General features: G+C 67.2%; 18 protein-coding genes. 12 read left to right on the forward strand and 6 right to left on the reverse strand.

The features are described 5' to 3' along the window. Positions 1-8: 8 nt before the first annotated feature. On the reverse strand, positions 9-875 hold the full coding sequence (locus ACRCUN_RS04345; protein WP_462140426.1) for a MaoC/PaaZ C-terminal domain-containing protein: 867 nt from the start codon (positions 873-875) through the stop codon (positions 9-11). A 71-nt stretch (positions 876-946) separates the two neighbouring features. On the opposite strand from ACRCUN_RS04345, the gene ACRCUN_RS04350 reads away from it, so the two are divergent. Beyond that, a complete protein-coding gene (locus ACRCUN_RS04350; protein WP_462140427.1) occupies positions 947-2971 on the forward strand; it encodes an SDR family oxidoreductase in 2025 nt (674 codons plus the stop codon). Here ACRCUN_RS04350 and ACRCUN_RS04355 read toward each other — a convergent pair. Continuing rightward, positions 2931-3602, reverse strand: a complete 672-nt coding sequence (locus ACRCUN_RS04355) for a TetR/AcrR family transcriptional regulator (RefSeq protein WP_462140428.1) — start codon at positions 3600-3602, stop codon at positions 2931-2933. The two genes, ACRCUN_RS04350 and ACRCUN_RS04355, sit on opposite strands and share 41 nt — an antisense overlap. 51 nt (positions 3603-3653) lie before the next feature. Here ACRCUN_RS04355 and ACRCUN_RS04360 point away from each other — a divergent pair, with 51 nt between their 5' ends. Both ACRCUN_RS04360 and ACRCUN_RS04365 read left to right on the forward strand, forming a co-directional pair. Continuing rightward, entirely contained in the window at positions 3654-4391 is a 738-nt protein-coding gene (locus ACRCUN_RS04360) for an SDR family NAD(P)-dependent oxidoreductase (RefSeq protein WP_462140429.1), read from the forward strand. 17 nt (positions 4392-4408) lie between these two features. Beyond that, complete coding sequence (locus tag ACRCUN_RS04365) at positions 4409-4726, forward strand: DMT family transporter (RefSeq protein ID WP_462140430.1); 318 nt, start codon at positions 4409-4411, stop codon at positions 4724-4726. A gap of 3 nt (positions 4727-4729) precedes the next feature. On the opposite strand, the gene ACRCUN_RS04370 is transcribed toward ACRCUN_RS04365, so the two are convergent. Further along, a complete protein-coding gene (locus ACRCUN_RS04370) occupies positions 4730-5119 on the reverse strand; it encodes a VOC family protein (RefSeq protein WP_067842766.1) in 390 nt (129 codons plus the stop codon). 51 nt (positions 5120-5170) lie between these two features. Between ACRCUN_RS04370 and ACRCUN_RS04375 the strand changes: the two genes are divergently transcribed. Then, the gene (locus tag ACRCUN_RS04375; RefSeq protein ID WP_462140431.1) at positions 5171-6220 is read left to right on the forward strand and encodes a nucleoside hydrolase; all 1050 of its coding nucleotides are present in this window, start codon (positions 5171-5173) and stop codon (positions 6218-6220) included. Between the two features lie 59 nt (positions 6221-6279). Here the strand turns inward: ACRCUN_RS04375 and ACRCUN_RS04380 are convergent, their stop codons facing one another. Beyond that, on the reverse strand, positions 6280-7857 hold the full coding sequence (locus ACRCUN_RS04380; protein WP_462140432.1) for a DNA polymerase Y family protein: 1578 nt from the start codon (positions 7855-7857) through the stop codon (positions 6280-6282). 3 nt (positions 7858-7860) lie between these two features. Beyond that, positions 7861-8568, reverse strand: a complete 708-nt coding sequence (locus ACRCUN_RS04385) for a DnaE2-dependent mutagenesis accessory factor ImuA' (RefSeq protein WP_462140433.1) — start codon at positions 8566-8568, stop codon at positions 7861-7863. Positions 8569-8853: 285 nt separating this feature from the next. On the opposite strand from ACRCUN_RS04385, the gene ACRCUN_RS04390 reads away from it, so the two are divergent. The 8 genes from ACRCUN_RS04390 (at position 8854) to ACRCUN_RS04425 (ending at position 17046) form a co-directional block, all read left to right on the forward strand. Continuing rightward, positions 8854-9138, forward strand: a complete 285-nt coding sequence (locus ACRCUN_RS04390) for a hypothetical protein (protein ID WP_462140434.1) — start codon at positions 8854-8856, stop codon at positions 9136-9138. Between the two features lie 27 nt (positions 9139-9165). Then, positions 9166-10770 carry a S53 family peptidase gene (locus ACRCUN_RS04395; protein WP_462140435.1) on the forward strand — a complete coding sequence of 535 codons (1605 nt, stop codon included), beginning with the start codon at positions 9166-9168 and terminating at the stop codon, positions 10768-10770. Next, positions 10767-11984 (forward strand): zinc ribbon domain-containing protein, encoded by a 1218-nt coding sequence (locus tag ACRCUN_RS04400; protein ID WP_462140436.1) that lies wholly within the window; start codon positions 10767-10769, stop codon positions 11982-11984. The genes ACRCUN_RS04395 and ACRCUN_RS04400 overlap by 4 nt, the downstream gene beginning before the upstream one ends. Beyond that, positions 11981-12706: a hypothetical protein gene (locus tag ACRCUN_RS04405; RefSeq protein WP_462140437.1), complete on the forward strand. Its 726-nt coding sequence runs from the start codon at positions 11981-11983 to the stop codon at positions 12704-12706. The genes ACRCUN_RS04400 and ACRCUN_RS04405 overlap by 4 nt, the downstream gene beginning before the upstream one ends. Before the next feature lie 168 nt (positions 12707-12874). After that, a complete protein-coding gene (locus tag ACRCUN_RS04410; RefSeq protein WP_462140438.1) occupies positions 12875-13726 on the forward strand; it encodes an SDR family NAD(P)-dependent oxidoreductase in 852 nt (283 codons plus the stop codon). Between the two features lie 2 nt (positions 13727-13728). Next, positions 13729-14649, forward strand: coding sequence for a ferritin-like domain-containing protein (locus tag ACRCUN_RS04415; protein ID WP_462140439.1), 921 nt, complete (start codon positions 13729-13731; stop codon positions 14647-14649). A 1-nt stretch (position 14650) separates the two neighbouring features. After that, on the forward strand, positions 14651-16165 hold the full coding sequence (locus tag ACRCUN_RS04420) for a flavin-containing monooxygenase (protein ID WP_462140440.1): 1515 nt from the start codon (positions 14651-14653) through the stop codon (positions 16163-16165). Continuing rightward, positions 16165-17046, forward strand: a complete 882-nt coding sequence (locus ACRCUN_RS04425) for a MerR family transcriptional regulator (protein ID WP_462140441.1) — start codon at positions 16165-16167, stop codon at positions 17044-17046. Before ACRCUN_RS04420 ends, ACRCUN_RS04425 begins: the two co-directional genes overlap by 1 nt. Positions 17047-17060: 14 nt before the next feature. Here the strand turns inward: ACRCUN_RS04425 and guaA are convergent, their stop codons facing one another. Then, on the reverse strand, positions 17061-18620 hold the full coding sequence (gene guaA / locus ACRCUN_RS04430) for a glutamine-hydrolyzing GMP synthase (RefSeq protein ID WP_462140442.1): 1560 nt from the start codon (positions 18618-18620) through the stop codon (positions 17061-17063). Positions 18621-18652 lie beyond the last annotated feature (32 nt).

The raw sequence follows: 18652 nt of genomic DNA on the forward strand, positions 1-18652 counted from the left end.
GCAGCGCTTCAGTGAAATTCGGCGGCGCCGTCCTCAAGAACCAGCCGGGCCCCCGACCCGTCCGGACTTGCCGCCTCGGTCTGAAACACCGCCCGGCCCGGTTCGGTGCGCCAGATCGACGTCGTCAGCGTCTCGCCCGGGAACACCGGCGAGGTAAACCGCGCCGCCACCGCACTCACCTTCGTCGCGTCCCCGCCACCTAGTTCGGCCACCAGAGCCCGCCCGGCCACCCCATAGGTGCACAGCCCGTGCAGGATCGGCTTCGGAAAGCCCGCGAGATTCTTGGCGAACCAAGGGTCGCTGTGCAACGGATTGCGGTCGCCGGACAACCGGTAGATGAGTGCCTGATCCTCGCGCGTGGGCAGCGCCACCCGGGCATCGGGTCCGCGGTCGGGGATCTCCGGAGCGGCAGGCCGCTGGCCGGGCTGACCGCCGAATCCGCCCTCGCCGCGGATCACGACCGTCGTGAGCGTTTCGGCGATGACCTCGCCACTGTCGGGGTCGGTGCCGATGCCCTTGAGCATCACGACCGCGTTCTTGCCCTCCCCCTTGTCCTGGATGTCGGCAACCTCGGACACCACGGTCATCTTTCCGGCCGGTGGAAGCGGTTTGAACAGCCGGATCTCCTGCGAACCGTGCAACAGCATGCCGAAGTTGAAGGTGCCGATCTTGAGCGCCGCGGCGAACGGGGAGCACGCGATCACCGCATACGTCGGCAATACCTGCTGCTCGATTTCGTGACTGTTCTCGGTGGTGAACGCCAGATCGTCGGTGCCGGCACCGACGCCCAGCGCATACAGCAGGGTGTCCCGGTCGGTCCATGCGAAGTGTTGCGGGTCAGTCTTTTCACCGATGGCATTCGGGTTGATGGGCATGCGTCGGACGATAGCCGCTCGGCTGTCAGCCCCAGTTGACGTTTGCCCGATATGGGGCCACCATGTCTCGCATGCGCTATGTCGTTACCGGCGGTACCGGGTTTATTGGTCGCCGTGTGGTGTCGCGGATTCTGACGCAGCAGCCGGACGCCGAGGTCTGGGTGCTCGTTCGCCGGGAATCGCTGACCCGGTTCGAGAACTTGGCCCAGGACTGGGATGAGCGAGTGAAACCGCTGGTCGGCGACCTGACAGCGGCCGATCTCGGACTCACCGACGCCGACATCGCCGAGCTCGGCAACGTCGCCCACGTGGTGCATTGCGCGGCGATCTACGACATCACCGTCGGCGAATCCGAGCAGCGGGCCGCCAACGTGGATGGCACGCGTGCGGTGATTTCTTTGGCCAGCCGCCTGGATGCGACGTTGCACCACGTGTCGTCCATCGCGGTCGCAGGCACCTATCGGGGCGTGTTCACCGAAGAAGATTTCGATGTCGCGCAGGACTTGCCGACGCCGTATCACCAGACCAAGTTCGAGGCCGAGATGCTCGTGCGGTCCGCGAAGGGATTGCGCTACCGCGTGTACCGGCCCGCGGTGGTGGTCGGCGACTCGATGACCGGTGAGATGGACAAGATCGACGGCCCGTATTACTTCTTCGGCGTTCTGTCCGCCCTCTCCGGCCTTCCCAAGTTCACCCCGATGATGCTGCCCGACACCGGCCGCACCAATATCGTGCCGGTCGACTACGTCGTCAATGCCATGGTCCATCTGATGCATGCCGAGAACCGTGACGGTCAGACGTTCCACCTGACGGCGCCGAAAACCATTGGCCTTCGCGGAATCTACCGCGGTGTTGCCGAAGCGGCCGGGCTGCCGCCGCTGCGCGGGTCGCTGCCGCGGGCAACCGCGGCACCGGTGGTGAAGGCACGAGGCCGGGTCAAGGCACTGCGCAACATCGTGGCCACCCAGCTCGGCATCCCCGGAGAGGTGCTCGATGTCGTGGATCTGATGCCGACGTTCACCGCCGACGACACCGTCGAGGCGTTGCGCGGCACCGGAATCGAGGTTCCCGAGTTCGCTTCCTACGCACCGAGGCTGTGGGAGTACTGGGCGCGACACCTCGACCCCGACCGGGCTCGGCGCGACGATCCGGCCGGGCCGCTGGTCGGCAAGCACGTCATCATCACCGGGGCCTCCAGCGGCATCGGCCGGGCTTCGGCGATCGCGGTGGCCGAGCGGGGTGGGTGCGTGTTCGCGCTGGCCCGCAACGCCGAGGCGCTCGACGATCTGGTGGCCGAGATCCGCGCACGCGGCGGCCAGGCGTACGCATTCACGTGTGACGTAACCGATTCCGCGTCGGTCGAGCACACTGTCAAGGACATCCTCGGCCGATTCGGTCATGTCGACTACCTGGTGAACAACGCCGGCCGGTCGATCCGCCGGTCGGTGGTGAACTCGACCGACCGCCTGCACGACTACGAAAGAGTCATGGCGGTCAACTACTTCGGCGCGGTTCGTATGGTGCTTGCCCTGCTGCCGCACTGGCGCGAACGCCGCTTCGGCCATGTGGTGAATGTGTCGAGTGCCGGCGTGCAGGCGCACACCCCCAAGTACAGCTCGTATCTGCCCAGCAAGGCCGCACTGGATGCGTTCTCCGACGTGGTATCGACCGAAACCCTGTCCGATCACATCACGTTCACCAACATCCACATGCCGTTGGTCAAGACGCCGATGATCGCGCCGTCGCGCCGGCTCAACCCGGTGCCGCCGATCTCGGCCGAGCACGCCGCGGCGATGGTGGTGCGGGGCCTGGTCGAAAAGCCGCCCCGCATCGACACCCCGCTGGGCACACTCGCCGATTTCGGCAATTACCTGACCCCGAAGCTGTCCCGTCGGGTGCTGCATCAGCTCTACCTCGGCTACCCCGATTCGGCGGCGGCGCGCGGACTGACCCCCTCCGAAACCACAAGCAGCGCAACGGCTCCGGCACGCAGGCCGAAACGGCCCACTCGGTCGGGCCGATCGTTGCGCGTGCCGCGTTCGGTAGCCCGCCCGGTCAAGCGCGCGGCACGGATGGTGCCGGGCCTGCACTGGTAGCGCGCCCGGCGGCGGCGTCGACGGTGCGGTCCCACGCCAGCATTGCCATGTCCACCGCCGCTTCCATGTCGGCGCGCGAGGCGCCGTCGCGCGCCTGGATGGACAGCCCGTGCAGCACCGTCATGAGGAACGAGGCGAGCCGCTGCGCGTCCAGATCGGCGGGTAGCTCACCTGCCGTGATTCCGCCCTGGATTCGGCCGAGCAGCCGGGCGCGGTCTTCGTCTCGACAGCTTCTGAGCAGGTCGCGCAACACCTCGGTCTCGGCCGAGTAGGCGATCCCGGCCAGGACGATCAGACAGCCCGGCGGGGTGTCGGGGTCGGCGTACTCGCGCACGTTGTCGCGCAGCATCGCCTCGACCGCGTCACGGACGGGCCCCGGCCGCTGCAGCGCGATCGTGGTCGGCGAGCGGTCGGGCGCGTTGTAATGCGCGACGGCCTCCCGGAACAGGTCCTCCTTGGAGCCGAACGTGGCGTAGAGGCTCGGGGCGTTCAGGCCCATCGCCTTCGTCAGATCGCTCACTCGCGTGCCCTCGTAGCCCCGCTCCCAGAACACGTCCATCGCCGCCTCGAGTGCGGTGCCGCGGTCGAATGCGCGGGGCCGGCCGCGGCGAGCCGTGGGTTGACGGGACATATGAAGAGTCTATATTTGTAGTGTCCATTACAAAATTGATGGGAGACGGTCATGTCGCTGGAGTCGAAAGCCGCATTGGTCACCGGAGGCAGCCGCGGGATCGGCGCAGCGATCGCCCGGCGACTGGCGGCCGAGGGCGCCGATGTCGCCATCACCTACCACTCCTCGCCCGAGCGGGCCGCCACCGTGGTCGACGAGATCACCGCGGCAGGTTCGAAAGCTATTGCGCTGCAGGCAAACAGCGCCGCGCCCGAGGCAGCGCGGCAGGCGGTCGACGCCGTCATCGAGGCGTTCGGGCGCCTCGACATCCTCGTGAACAACGCCGGGGTGTTTCCGAACGGTCCCCTCGATCAGGTCAGCGCCGCCGAGGTGGACCAGGCCATCGATCTGCACATTCGCGCGCCGTTCTTGTTCAGCCAGGCCGCCGCGGCCGTTATGGGCGAGGGCGGCCGGATCATCACGATCGGCAGCACCCTTGCCGATCACGTGCCCTATCCCGGTGTGACGCTGTACTCGGCAACGAAGGCCGCGGTGGCCGGGCTGGCCCGCGGCCTGGCCCGCGATCTCGGGCCCCGAGGTATCACCGCCAACGTCGTTCACCCAGGCAACACCGACACCGAGATGAACCCGGCCGACAGTGACGACGCCATCGCCGACCTGCCCAACATTCCCCTCGGCCGCTACGGGCGCGCCGACGAGATCGCCGCTGCGGTCGCCTATCTCGCCGGACCCGACGCGCAGTACGTCAACGGCACCACCTTGACCGTCGACGGCGGTTACAACGCCTGACACGAGGGAGACCCACGATGGCATGGGCATTGCTCATCTTCGCCGGACTACTGGAAATCGTCTGGGCGCTGGCCATCAAACAGTCGGACGGCTTCACGAGGCTGTGGCCGAGCGTGGTGTGCGTGACCGCCGCGGCGGCCAGCTTCGTAATCCTCGCGATTGCCGTCAAGCAGTTGCCGGTGGGAACCGCCTACGCCGTATGGGCCGGAATCGGCGCGGTGGGCGTGACGATCGCGGGCGTGGTGCTGTTCAGCGACGCACTGAGCCCGTTACGGATGACGTTCATCGCGCTGATCGTGGTGGGCCTGATCGGCCTGCGGCTTGTCGAGCAGTGAGGCTCAGGACTGTGCGGCGGTCTCCCACAGACCCAGGACGTTGCCCTCGGTGTCTTTGAAGTAGGCCGCAAACCCCATCTCTCCCACCGCGGTCTTCTCGCCGACCTGCTCGCCGCCGAGCGACCGGATCTTCTCCAGCGCGGCATCGATACTCGGCACGTCGATGGTGATCACCGGCCCCTGCGGATACGCCGGTTCACGTTCGAACATGCCACCACCGATGTATCCGGGCTCGGCGGGCATTCCCGATTCGGCCACCGGGCCGGTCGCGACACCCGTGTAGTTCATCTCGGGATATTCGTTAACCTGCCAGCCGAACACCTGCTGGTAGAAGTCTTTCGCACGCTTGCCGTCACTGAAGGGCACCTCGAAGTGCACAACCCGACCAGTCATCGTCGTCGCCTCCTCGGTGGAGAATTTTAGTCTCGCTCTAGGCTGGGCGAAGTGAATACTCCGTTACCCGTCTTCGCCGATGTGGACACCGGCGTCGACGATGCGATGGCCCTGGTGTACCTGCTGGCCAGCCCCGAGGCCGAGCTCGTCGGCATCGCGTCGACCGCGGGAAACGTTCCGGTGCAACAGGTCTGCGTCAACAACCTCGGGCTGCTGGAGCTGTGCGGGGCAACGGGAATTCCGGTGTCCAAAGGCGCCGAACAGCCGTTGAAGGCGCCGCTGCGCACGGCCGAGGACACCCACGGCCCGCAAGGCCTCGGCTACGCGCGCTTGCCTGCCAGCGATCTGCCGCTCACCGACTACGACGCCGCCGAAGCGTGGGTGCGCGCGGCGCGCGCGTATCCGGGTGAGCTGATCGGACTGGCGACCGGACCGCTGACCAATCTCGCGCTGGCCATGCGGATCGAGCCGGGCCTGCCCAAACTGCTGCGCCGGCTCGTGATCATGGGCGGTGCATTCGACTACCGCGGCAACACCACACCGGTCTCGGAATGGAACATCAGCGTCGACCCGGAGTCGGCGGCCGAGGTTTTCGGCGGCTGGGGCACCGCCTGGGGGCTCGACGACCCGGGCCACGTGCCGATCGTGCTTGGCCTCAACCTCACCGAGAACATCGCGATGACGCCCGCACTGCTGAATCGGCTGGCGGCAGCCGGTGGGGCCACGTCCGCGACGATGAGCGTGCTCGACGAGCGAGGCACGCTTTCGACCTCGGCCAACCCGCTGATCTGCGTGTTCGAGGATTCCATGCGGTTCTACTTCGAGTTCCACTTCGACACCGGCGACGGGTATCTCGCCCACCTGCATGATCCGCTGGCCGCGGCGGTCGCACTCGATCCCGACCTCGTGCAGTACCGCCAGACCACTGTCGACGTCGAACTGACCGGGACACTGACCCGCGGTATGACGGTGGCCGACTGGCGCGGGCACTGGGCACGCAAACCCAACGCGCTGATTGGCGTTGACGTGGACCCGGCGGCGTTCTTCGACCGGTTCATCGACCGGGTGGGTACGTTCGCTGGTTCTCTTCGTCCAACGTGAACTTGTTGTCGACACCCGGCCCGGAAAGTCGCACACAGGTTCACGTTCGGCGTTCCCGATTACTCGTAGACCCCCTCCAAGTACCACCTCCTCTGCCGGTAGCACAGCAGCATCGCCAAACCGGCCTCGCCGTCGCCCATGAGCACCTGGGCGCGGGCGGTGCGGCCCACACCCCGGTTCTCGGGATCCCACCACCGCTCGTCGACCGGCCACGGCCCAGCCCACCAGCGCAGCCTGCCACCGCGTTTGCCTGCGCCTGACAGCCGCGCCGGATCGGCAGAGAACATCCCCCGGCTGGTGACGCGAATCGGATTACCTTGCGCGTCAAGCAGTTCCACCGGATCATCGAGCAGTACGGTCGGCGAGGGCTCGGGCAGCTGACCCGGCCAGGGCTGCCGTGGGTCTGCGCGCGGCACCGGCTCATCCCCCAACGGAGTGAAGGTGATGCGTTCGGCGGGCCCGCGCCCACCGCTGAGCACCGGTACCTGCACGGCCTCCGGACCGAGCAGCCCCTGAACCCGCACCAGTGCGCGTCGGGCCCGCAACCGGTCCTCCTCACCTACACCACCCCACAGCGGCAGTTGCAGCGCACCCGCCGACACCACCTCGACCGGACGCAGCCGCAACACCGTGATCGGGGCGCTGGGCCGCTCGGAGGTGCGCCGATTCAGCCAGCCGTCGAGCTGCCAGCGCACGCGGTCGGCGGTGGCGTCCTCGGTCAGCGGTTCGGCACAGCGCCAAACCCGTTCCAGCTCTTCACCATTGGCGGTGACGGCGTGGATGGCCAGGCGGGTGCATCCGACGCCTGCCGACTCCAGGCTGCGGTGCAGGGCACTGGCCAGCGAGCGGCCGGCGAAGGCAGCGGCATCCACCCGCTCGATCGGCGGGTCGCAGTTCATCACCGCGTCGAGTTCGGCCGCCGGATCCCGGCCCGACGGACCCCGCGCCGGCTCACCGCGAACGAACCGGTGCGCCGCCACCGCGTCCGTACCGAACCGGGAGGCGACATCGGTGCGGGACAACGCCGCGAACTTGCCGAAGGTCCGGATGCCCATCCGCCACAGCAGATCTGCCAGATCCTCTCGGCCGGGAGCCGCCAGGGCCGGTTCGGTGGCCAGCTGCCGGATGGACAGGTCGGACAGAAACGGCGCATCCTGCCCCGGTTCGACGATGCGGCCCGCCCTGGCCGCGAAGACGGCAGTGGACAACTGGTCGGCGATACCGACCTGGCACTCCGCCCCCACCGCGGCGACCGCGTCGACAAGCCGTTCGGCTGCCGCCGGTTCGGATCCGAAATACCTGGCAGCCCCGCGCACCGACAGCACCAGCAGACCCGGCCGCAGTACTTCCGCGCGCGGGACGAGCTCGTCGACGGCAGCCGTCACACCCTCGAAATGGCGGGCATCCCGCGCCGGATCGGCGGTGACGACGTGCAACTCCGGGCAGCGGGCCTGGGCTTCGCGTCGGCGCAGCCTGCGCCGCACACCTGCCGCCCGCGCCGATGCCGAACAGGCGATGACCCGGTTGGCCAACGTCACCGCGATCGGGGCGGTGGGCGAAAGGCCCGCCGCGGTGGCCGCGCCCACCGCAGGCCAGTCCATGCACCACAAGGCCAGCACCCTGGAACCCGCGGGCATGGTCTATCCGCCTGCCGCGCGCGCCGATCCGAAGGACCGGCCTCTACCTTGCATGGCCAGCCGGACCCGCCCGATCCGGCCGCGCCCGGGAGTGGGCGCGCCCCGGCCCGCACCGGTCACCTCATAACCGCAGACCCTGGCCTCCAATCGGGTGGACGCGCCATGCCAGTCCCCGTCGGTCACCACCAGCGTGCAGCCCTTCTGCCGGGCCCGCGCCACCATTACGCGCGCCCGGCTCGGCGGCACCGAGCGTCCGCCTAGCCCGAGCACCACCAGATCCATCCCGTCCATGAGCACCGCGGCGACTTCAACCGGGTCGGCGCCGGGATCCGGGATGACCGCAAGCCTGCTCAGATCGGCACCCATCTCCACCGCCGCCAGCAGCCCGACATCGGGCTGACCGACGATCACGGCATGCCCACCCGCAGCCGTCACCGCCGCAACGATGCCCAGCGTCAACGACCGCGCCCCCGCCGCAACCGCGACCGTCCCGCGCGGCAACGCCGTCGGCAACGGCACCGGCAAAGTTCCCGCCAGCGCATCGGGTGCCTGCAGCAAAGACTCTTGATCGTCGAGAAGGTCATCGGAGCCCGAGACCCCGCGGTGCGCCTGGCCGACCTTCCCCGACACCGACGCAATCTTGCGGCGAAGGTGTTCTACCTGTTCAGCACGGGTGCGCAGGCGTTCATCAAGGCTTGTCGCAGCCGTCACACCAACACCTCCCGCACCATCAGACCCGGCCCATGTTCGAATATATGTTCGATGGCTCGAGTAAACACCGGGCGTCCGACACCGTCAAGCCGCGGACGGCCCGGACGTCACCGATTGGTAATGCCCGCGGTAATGCCTCTGCGGCCAACCCGCCATTAAGTTAGAGTTCGTTCGCCAGAACCTGCTCGGGATGGGTTTTGGTGCATGCGTGCGTTGCAGATATTGGGAATCGCAAAGCGATTCGCATGGCCAGCTTTTGTAACTTCGGGGGACAGTGAGGACAAGATGAAGTCAGGGCAGTTGAGGCGTCGGCTCACCGTCATCGCAGGCGGTGCCGCAGTCATGGGCATGATCGCGTTCACCGCGGCGTGCGGTACCGAAGAAGAGGCACCCGAGACGACGACGCCGACCACCACTACCACCACCACGACTACGACGACGCCGGCCGCTCCGCCGCCGCCGGTCGAGCCGACCGAGAAGGCCCCGCGCCTCGATCCCGGCGGCCCGAACCCGTTCTCGCCCACGGTGATCGCGCCCCCGGCCCCCACCGCGCCTCCCGGCGACAACTAAGCCCGCACGGTCGCGGGACAACGCGACGTGCGCGCAGTATCCAACCACTGGCTACTGGCTCTGATCACGGCCGGCGTACTGGTGTTGGCGTCTGACCTTCGGGCAGCGCAGACACCTGGCACGTCGGCCGTGATCGACGGGCCGTATGCCCATCTACTCGCGGCCTCAACCGATCTCGGCCCGACCCACCGCGGTCCGGTGCAGCTCACCGCCGCACTGCACCGCGCCAACCGGCCAGACGCCCTGATCAGGTGGGCCGACGAGCACGGAATGTCCGTCCGCTGGCGTCCCGGCCACACCTGGGCGATCGTCGAGGGTGCACCGGATCGCGTCGCCGACGCCTTCGACGTGGCCATCCACGACTATCGAGGCCAGCAAGGCCAGGTGTTCTACGCCTCACCGCACCAGCCGGCCGTGCCGAATGTGTTGCAGGGCGAGGTCAACGAGCTCGGCCGCATACTCGGCTACACGCCACACAAGATGTCGCTGCCGTGGATCCTGCCGCTCGATGTTCCGGATCGCGGCTTGACGCCCAGCGGGCTGCTCAAGACCTACAACGCCGACGGGCTGGCGGCCCAGGGCTACACCGGCAAGGGCACCACCATCGTGATCTTCGCGTTCGATGGGTACGACCAAGCCGATCTCGACAGCTTCACGACGCTGTGGAATCTGCCCCCGCTGAATCCCGTCCTCGTGGGCGGTCAGCCGGGCGAACCGCGCGGTGAAACCACGATGGATCTCGAAGTCGCCCATGCCATCGCGCCCGACGCACGGAAAGTGGTCATCAACGCGCGGCCGACCGTCCAAGGCGACGGAGCCTACGAGAAGATCGGCCAGATGCTCGAATCGGCCGATCAGCAGTTTCCCGGTGCGGTGTGGAGTTTCTCGATCGGCTGGGGCTGCGACAAACTGCTGACCGCTGCCGATCTCGCCCCGGTACGGTCCGCACTATCCGCCGCCCATGCGCGCGGGACCACGGCGTTCAACGCCAGCGGTGACCTCGCCGGCCTGGAATGCAAAGGCGGACAAGACTGGTCCTCACCGCCGGGCGCGGATGACATCGGCCTTGACTCGGTGGCGTCGCTGCCGGAGATGACCGATGTCGGCGGCACCACGCTGTCCACCACCGCCGACGGCGCGTGGCTCGGTGAGCAGGCCTGGTTCGACGTGCCGCTGTCGCTTGGCACCGGCGGTGGTGCGTCCGCATTGTTCGATCGCCCGGAATGGCAACGCGCCGTTTCCGGTCCGGGTGTGACGGACGAAAACGCCGGGCGCCGCTTGACTCCCGACATCGCCGCGGTGGCCGATCCGTTCACCGGTGTGCGGATCGTGTTCAACCAGAAGAACCTCGTAGGTGGCGGCACCTCGCAGTCGGCCCCCATCTGGGCGGGCCTGGCCGCGGTCATGAACCAGTACCTGACCCAGAACGGCGGCCGGTTGATCGGTGATCTCAACCCGCAGCTCTACCGCATCGCCGCGGGCGCTCCGTTCCCGGCGTTCCGGGATGTCACGCTCGGTGGCAACGCGGTGGCCAGCGCCGGGCCAGGCTATGACATGGCCACCGGGCTGGGTACGCCGGACGTGGAGAATCTGGCCAAGAACCTTCTCGCGCTCCAAAGGGCGAACCGATGACCGAAACACCCGATACCCCCGAAGAAGACGCCGTCCCCACCACCGAGTGCCGGGTCTGCAAGGTCGACGTTCCCGCGGGCAAGTATTGCGGCCTGTGCGGCGTGCACCTCAACGAAGAGCCGGGCGACGGGCCGGAATGGTTGCGCGTCACCGCATCCTGCGTCGCGCCCGAGGAACACCTGCTGAAGCCGTCGATCACCAGCTCGCTGTTTCCGCACCTGTCGCATCGGGCCCGGACGCCGTTCCGGGTGCTACTCGCCGTCCTGCTGGCGGGCCTGGTCGTCTGCGCACTACTGCGGTTGCCCGCGGCCCTGATCGCCGTCGCCGCACTGGGTCTGCCTCTGTTGTTCCTGATCTACCTGTGGGAGTCCGACGCGTTCAGCGATCTCCCCAGAAGCACGCTCGCGCTCACCGCGGTCCTGGGTATCGCGCTCGGTGTCGGTTGGGTGATTCTCACCGGCGCGATGATGGCCCGGTCCTATGGTGTCCCGCTGGGTTCGGGCATAACGGGATACCGGATACTCCGCAACGGCCTCGGCGTACCGCTTGGCGGTCTGATCCTCATGCTGGTGCCCGCCGTGGTGATCCGGCTGCTGCGGCCGCCGACCCGGGAGTCGTTGGACGGGTTCATGATCGGTGCCCTCGGCGCGACCGCGTTCACCGCGGCGGCCACGCTGACGCGACTGGCCCCCCAACTCACCACCGGGATGGTGGCCCGTAACCGTCCGATGTCCGGCCTGCTGGTGGAGGCCGGCATCCGCGGTGTCGCAATGCCGTTGACCGCGGCCGCCGTCGGCGGTCTGATCGGTGCGGCACTGTGGTTCACCCGGCCGCCGAGCAAGGTCAACCAACACCCCGGCTATGTGCGGGCGGTCCTGCTCGGCTGCGGTATCGCCGTGCTCGCCGTCTATGCCGGAATCGGACTGGTAGACGTCGCACGCGTGCCCCAATGGCTGCAGCTGACAGTGCATCTCGCGGTCGCGCTGGTGGCCCTGTTCACCTTGCGGGTCGGCCTGCATCTGGCCCTGCTGCACGAGGCCCACGACGAGATCGCGTCCGATCAACCCATCCTGTGTCCGCGGTGCGGCCATGTCGTACCCGACATGGCGTTCTGCGCCCACTGCGGCGCGGCCACCCGCGCGTCGTCGCGCTCCTCGCGTACCGAACGCCGCGAGAACCGGCCGGTGCGTGACCGGCGCCCGGAGACACCGTGAGCACACCGGCATTCTTTCCCGGGTATGCGGTACCGGTAGGGACATACCAGGCGAAACCGACGCGACGGGCCTCGGCGCTCAAGCTGCTGGCCATCTGGGGCACCGGAATCGCGGTGGTCGCCGGACTCCTCGTATGGGTGTCCGGCTCGATTAGCAAGCCACCGGCGCGGTACATGTGTCCCCCGGACTGCGGACAGCCTCCGACCGGGGAACCCGTCGCGATCAACCCGGTGTTCACCGCGCAGGACGGCAGCTTCTCGGTGTCCTATCCCGTCTCCGGCGCGGCATACAACGTCACCACCGCGGCCTCCGGTGTGACGGCGGAGTTCACCGGCGGCGACGGCGGCATGATGCAGTTGTTCAGCGAGCCCGCAGGCAACCGGACGCCGCAGGAAATCGCCAATTCGCTTGTCGAGAAAACGTTCCCGGACACCAAGACCGCGTACGAGATCCCCAACGCGATGGTCGGATACCAGCCGGGTTACGGCCTGGTCGCGGACTGCTGGCCGCAGGGCGCCACGAGCAACTACATGCGCATGCGGGTGATCGTCATGGTGGCGATCAAGAACAACCTTGCGCTCATCGCCTCGGCCGTTGGCCCGTACCACGAGTTCGGGCCGCAGTCCGGCATCGGCAAGCCCTCGGGCGCCAATCTGCAGCTGGCCCTGGATATGGGCAAGTACGTCAACAGTTTTCGCTGGCGCGGGGATCCGACCCGCTGACCGGCCATCGTCCGGTCGGCATACAAGCACTCCCGAATGCTGACATTGACAAATGTCACCAATTGCTGATGTACTCGTTGCACGCATCGACGAGGAGGTCGGCATGCCGGAAGTGCCCCGACGGGGATCGGTCCGGTCCCGTAGCGCTCGATTAAGGCCCGAGGCCGGATGAACATCTTCGGCAGCGGTCCCAAACGCAGCCGTGAGGCGAACGCCGTCGTCACCGGTGCGGGCAGCGGTATCGGGGCGGCGTTCGCGTCCGAACTAACCTCCCGCGGCAGCCGCGTGGTGTGCAGCGACATCGACGAGGAGGCCGCGCGAACGACGGCCGAGGCGCTAGTCGCCGACGGCGGGCAAGCCACGGCGATGCACTGCGACGTGTCGCTGATCGACAACGTGGTCAAACTTGCCAATGACGCCCAGGACTGGTTCGGCGGCCCACCGTCGCTTGTCATCAACAACGCCGGGGTCGGTGCGGGCGGAATGCCGATCGGCAGCATCGAACTCGATGACTGGAAATGGGTTCTCGGCATCAACTTGTGGGGCCCGATCCACGGCTGCCACGTGTTCACCCCGATCCTGCGCGCAGCCGACACCGGACAACCGCGCGGCATCATCAACGTCGCATCGGCCGCCGCGTTCGGCGCCGCACCCGGGATGGCCGCCTACAACGTGAGCAAGGCCGGCACGTTGTCGCTGTCCGAGACACTGGCCGCCGAACTCGCCGGCACGGGCATCAACGTCACCGTGCTGTGCCCGACTTTCGTCAAGACCAACATCGTGCAATCAGGCCGGATCACAAAGCAATCCAGCGATCTGGCCGACCGACTCATGCGCTGGACCGGATTCTCGGCACCGCGCGTAGCCCGCATGTGCCTGGATACCAACGACCGCGGCGGGCTGTACTGCATGCCACAACCCGATGCCCGAATCGGTTGGGGCATCAAACGACTCACGCCGACGGTATACACCCGCGCCGTCGGCCTCACCAACCGCATCACCGGCTCTCAGGAGGTTTAGCGATGGCCATGGACATGGACCGAATGCTGGCGAAGATCAAGGACCGCCAGTGGGCATTGGCCGACATCGACTGGGACGCACCGGGCGCGGAGACCATCAGTGACGAATTCCGGCCGAAGCTCAAGGCTTTCATGGCCGATCTGTGCTGGATCGAAAATGTCGGCGCCCGCGGGTTCGCCGCGCTGGCCAAGAAGGCACCCACACCGACCATTGCGGAGATCTACCGCTACTTCCACGCCGAGGAGCAACGCCACGCCAACGCCGAACTCGCGCTCATGAAGCGCTGGGGCATGCTCGACGGCGACGAGATGCCCGAGCCGAACGTCAATATCCGCCTGGCCATCGAGTGGCTGGACACCTACGCCGATGACATGCCGCTGTCCGTCCTCGGCACCGTCATCCCGATGCTCGAGGTGGCACTCGACGGCGCCCTGCTCAAGTTCCTGCTCGAAGAGGTGCATGATCCGGTCTGCCATCAGGTCTTCGAGAAGATCAACAATGACGAATCCCGGCACATCGCTGTCGATTTCGAGGTGCTCAACATGATCGGCCACGCCAACGTGCGCCGGCTGGCCGTCGAGTTCGTCGGCAACATCGCCTCGCCGGGTGTGATCATCGGCGCGCTGATGTACGTGCCGCTGCTCAACCGCATGCGCAACAACATCGTCGACATGGGCCTGCAACCCGAGAAGCTCTACAAGGCGATGATGCGGTTCAAGGAACTCGGCGGCCGCGCCGAGTACACCTGGCGAGTCCCGAGCTATCAGCTGCTGAAGCTGCACTCGCGCATGGTGGTCAACCCGCGAAATCCCTATCACTGGGTCGCCAATCCGATGGTGTGGGCCTCCGACCGGTATCCCACGAAACTGCTGAAACCGATCCCATCATGGTTCAAGGAGCTGACCCACGAGCCGGCGGCCTGACATGCACACGTACGACACCCTGATCGTCGGCGCCGGGTTCACCGGGATCGGCACGGCCATCAAGCTCACCGAGGCCGGAGTCGACGATTTCGTCATCCTCGACCGCTCGGATCGCGTCGGCGGCACCTGGCGCGACAACACCTATCCCGGTGCGGCATGCGACATTCCATCGCTGCTGTACTCGTTCTCGTTCGTCAAGAACCCGGACTGGTCGCGGGCCTATTCTCCGGCCGACGAGATCTGCCGGCATATCGAGGACATGGTCGACACCTTCGACCTGCGCAGGCGCATCCAGTTCGGCGTCGAGGTCAGCGGCCTGGCCTTCGACGAAGCCGACGGGGTGTGGACCGTGAAGACGACGGGCCGCAAGAGTTTTCGGGCCCGCACCGTCGTGCTGGCGTCCGGCCCCCTGCCGGATCACAAATGGCCCGACATCCGCGGTCTCGACACTTACGAGGGTCACAAGATCCATAGCGCCCGTTGGGATCACGACTACGATTTCACGGGCAAGCGGGTCGCCGTGATCGGTACGGGCGCCAGCGCCGTCCAGATAATCCCGGAGCTGGTCAAGACCGCGGGCTTCGTCAAGGTGTTCCAGCGCACGCCAGGCTGGGTGATCCCGCGGCTGGACATCGCGACGCCACCCGCCGCGCGCACGTTGTTCTCGAAAGTCCCTGCGGTTCAACACCTGGCCCGCCAAATCCTGTTCTGGGGTCATGAGGCCAGCGCCACCGCGATGGTTTGGGATACTCCGCTCACCGGGCTGGTCGCCCGGCTCGGCAAGGCGCACTTGAATCGACAGGTCTCCGATCCGTGGCTGCGCAGGCAGCTCACCCCGGACTTCACCCCGGGCTGCAAGCGCATGCTGGTCTCCAGCGACTACTACCCGGCGCTGCAGCGCGACAACTGCAAGCTCATCGACTGGCCGATCGCGACCATGAGCCCGGTGGGCATCCGCACGAGCGACGGCATCGAGCACCACCTCGACGCCGTGGTGTTCGCGACCGGCTACGACGTGCACCTGACCGGCCCGCCGTACCCGGTGACCGGCCTGGGTGGACGCTCACTGGCCGACGAATGGTCCGGTGGCGCACAGGCCTACAAGAGCATCAATGCGCACGGCTATCCCAACCTGTTCCTGATGACCGGACCAAATTCCGGGCCTGGCCACAACTCGCTGCTGGTCTACGTCGAGGGCCAGATCGACTACGCCGTCACGGCCATCACGACGATCCTGCGCAACAATCTGCGCTACCTCGACGTGCGTGCCGAGGTGCAGCAGCGGTACAACGCCAAGCTGCAGAAGCGCTTGACCAAGACCACGTGGATGTCGGGCTGCAACAGCTGGTACCTGACCGCCGACGGATTCAACGCCTCGATGTACCCCGGATTCGCCACGCAGTATCTTCGACAGATGCGGGATTTCCGGTTCGGCGACTACGACGCAGTGGTACGGGACGCGTCAGACCTGGCATCCGCGCACAGCACACCGGCCGCGATCACCTCATCGCCCTGATGCCTGCCGCCAAGCAGCCTCGGCAACAGGCAGGTGCGATCTCGCAGATCCTGCGGCGGGTACGCCGCGGCTCCCGAGATGTCATCGACAGTGCGGTGTCGCAGCTGTTCGACGCCGCGGTCCATCCGGACGGTGTCGCGGCTTCCGGCGAATACCGGATCGACGAGCTCGCGCAGCTCGCCGGGACCACCACCCGCAACATCCGGGTGTACCGCGATCGCGGCTTGTTGCACCCGCCGCTGCGGGTGGGCCGTATCGCGCTGTTCAACGACACCCACCTGACGCGGCTGCGCCTGATCACGTCGATGCTGGATCGCGGCTACAACATCGCCCATGTCCACGAGATGCTGTCGGCCTGGGAGCAGGGCAAGGACATCGGCGATGTGCTCGGGCTCGAGGACGCGATCGCGGGCAGCTGGGCAACCGAGAAGTCGCAGCGGATGCCGCTCGCCGAGGGCAAGCGGCTGATCGACGACGACGCCGCCTTCGACCGGCTGGTCGGCAACGGGGTCATCAAGCTCGACGACGGCGACGCGATCATCGTGCGTCCCAAGCTGATCGAGTCATTCAACGAGATCCGGCAGTACGGCGTCGGGATCGACACCCTGATCGACATTCACGAGCAGGTCGTGCCGCACCTCGACGAGATCAGCTCGATCCTGGTGCGGGCCGGCGTCGACCAGGTGGCCGAGAAGATCAAGCCCGGCGCTTCGTTGCCTGCCGACACCGAAGTGGCCGAACTGATCACGATGCTGGTGCGGTTTCGCACGCAGGCCGTCGCGGCGGTCAGCGCGACCCTCGCGTCTTCGATCGAATCGACCATCGAGTCGGTGGTCAGTCAGATGTTGACCGAGTACGTCGAGAAAGCGGCCGAGCAGTAGCAGAACGCCGGGATTCACTCCCACTCGATCGTGCCAGGCGGCTTGCTGGTGATGTCGAGCACCACGCGGTTGACCTCGGGAACCTCGTTGGTGATCCGGGTCGAAATCCGTTCCAGCACTTCGTAAGGCACGCGGGTCCAATCAGCGGTCATCGCGTCCTCGCTCGACACCGGCCGCAGGACGATCGGATGGCCGTAGGTCCGCCCGTCGCCCTGCACCCCGACCGATCGGACGTCGGCCAGCAGCACCACCGGGCACTGCCAGATCTGGTGGTCGAGGCCGGCGGCGGTGAGTTCTTCACGGGCGATGGCATCCGCGCGGCGGAGCGTGTCCAACCGCTGCGCGGTCACCTCGCCGACGATGCGAATGCCGAGCCCGGGACCCGGGAAAGGCTGACGCCCAACGATTTCCTCGGGCAACCCGAGTTCGCGGCCGACGGCACGCACCTCGTCCTTGAAGAGCAGCCGCAGGGGTTCGACGAGCTTGAACTTCAGGTCATCGGGCAGCCCGCCGACGTTGTGGTGGCTCTTGATGTTGGCGGTTCCGCTGCCGCCGCCGGATTCGACGACGTCGGGATAGAGCGTGCCCTGCACCAGGTACTCGACGTCACCGTCGTTGGCTCCCACCGCATCTCGCACCGCACGCTCGAACGACCGGATGAACTCACGGCCGATGATCTTGCGCTTGCCTTCCGGGTTGGTCACCCCGGTCAGAGCCTCCAGGAAGCGATCGGCGGCGTCGTACGTGACGAGGTTGGCGCCGGTGGCGGCGACGAAATCGCGCTGCACCTGCGCCCGCTCCCCCGCCCGCAGCAGGCCGTGGTCGACGAACACACAGGTGAGCCGATCACCGATGGCACGCTGCACCAGCGCGGCCGCCACGGCGGAGTCGACGCCACCCGACAGCCCACAGATGGCGCGGCCGTCACCGATCTGTGCGCGCACCGCTTCGATGAGCTGTTCGGCGATGTTGGCCGCGGTCCAGGTGGCCCCGATGCCCGCGAACTCGTGCAGGAACCGGCTGAGGACCTGCTGACCGTGCGGGGAATGCAACACCTCGGGGTGATACTGCACGCCGGCAAGCCGGCGGGCGCGGTTCTCGAACCCCGCAACCGGCGCACCCGCGCTGGACGCGATGACGTTGAAGCCCTCCGGCGCGGCGGTGACCGCGTCGCCATGGCTCATCCACACCGGCTGGATCTCGGGCAGCTCCGAGTGCAGGTCGCCACCGGAGACCCTCAGCTCGGTCCGCCCGTATTCGCTGGTCCCCGTGTGTTCGACGGTGCCGCCCAGCGCCTGGGCCATGGCCTGGAAGCCGTAGCAGATGCCGAAAACCGGAACGTCGAGGTCGAACAACGCGGGATCGAGTTGCGGCGCGCCTTCGGCGTACACGCTGGCCGGCCCGCCGGACAGCACGATGGCCTGCGGGTCCTTGGCCTTGATGTCTTCGACGCTGGCGGTGTGCGGGACAACCTCGGAATACACCCGCGCCTCACGGACCCGCCGCGCGATCAGTTGGGCGTACTGGGCGCCGAAGTCGACGACGAGGACCGGGCGGGGAGATTCTGCTGCCACCGGTTCAGTCTAAGAGCTGCGGATATTGCGTT

This window comes from Mycobacterium venezuelense, assembly GCF_054919535.1.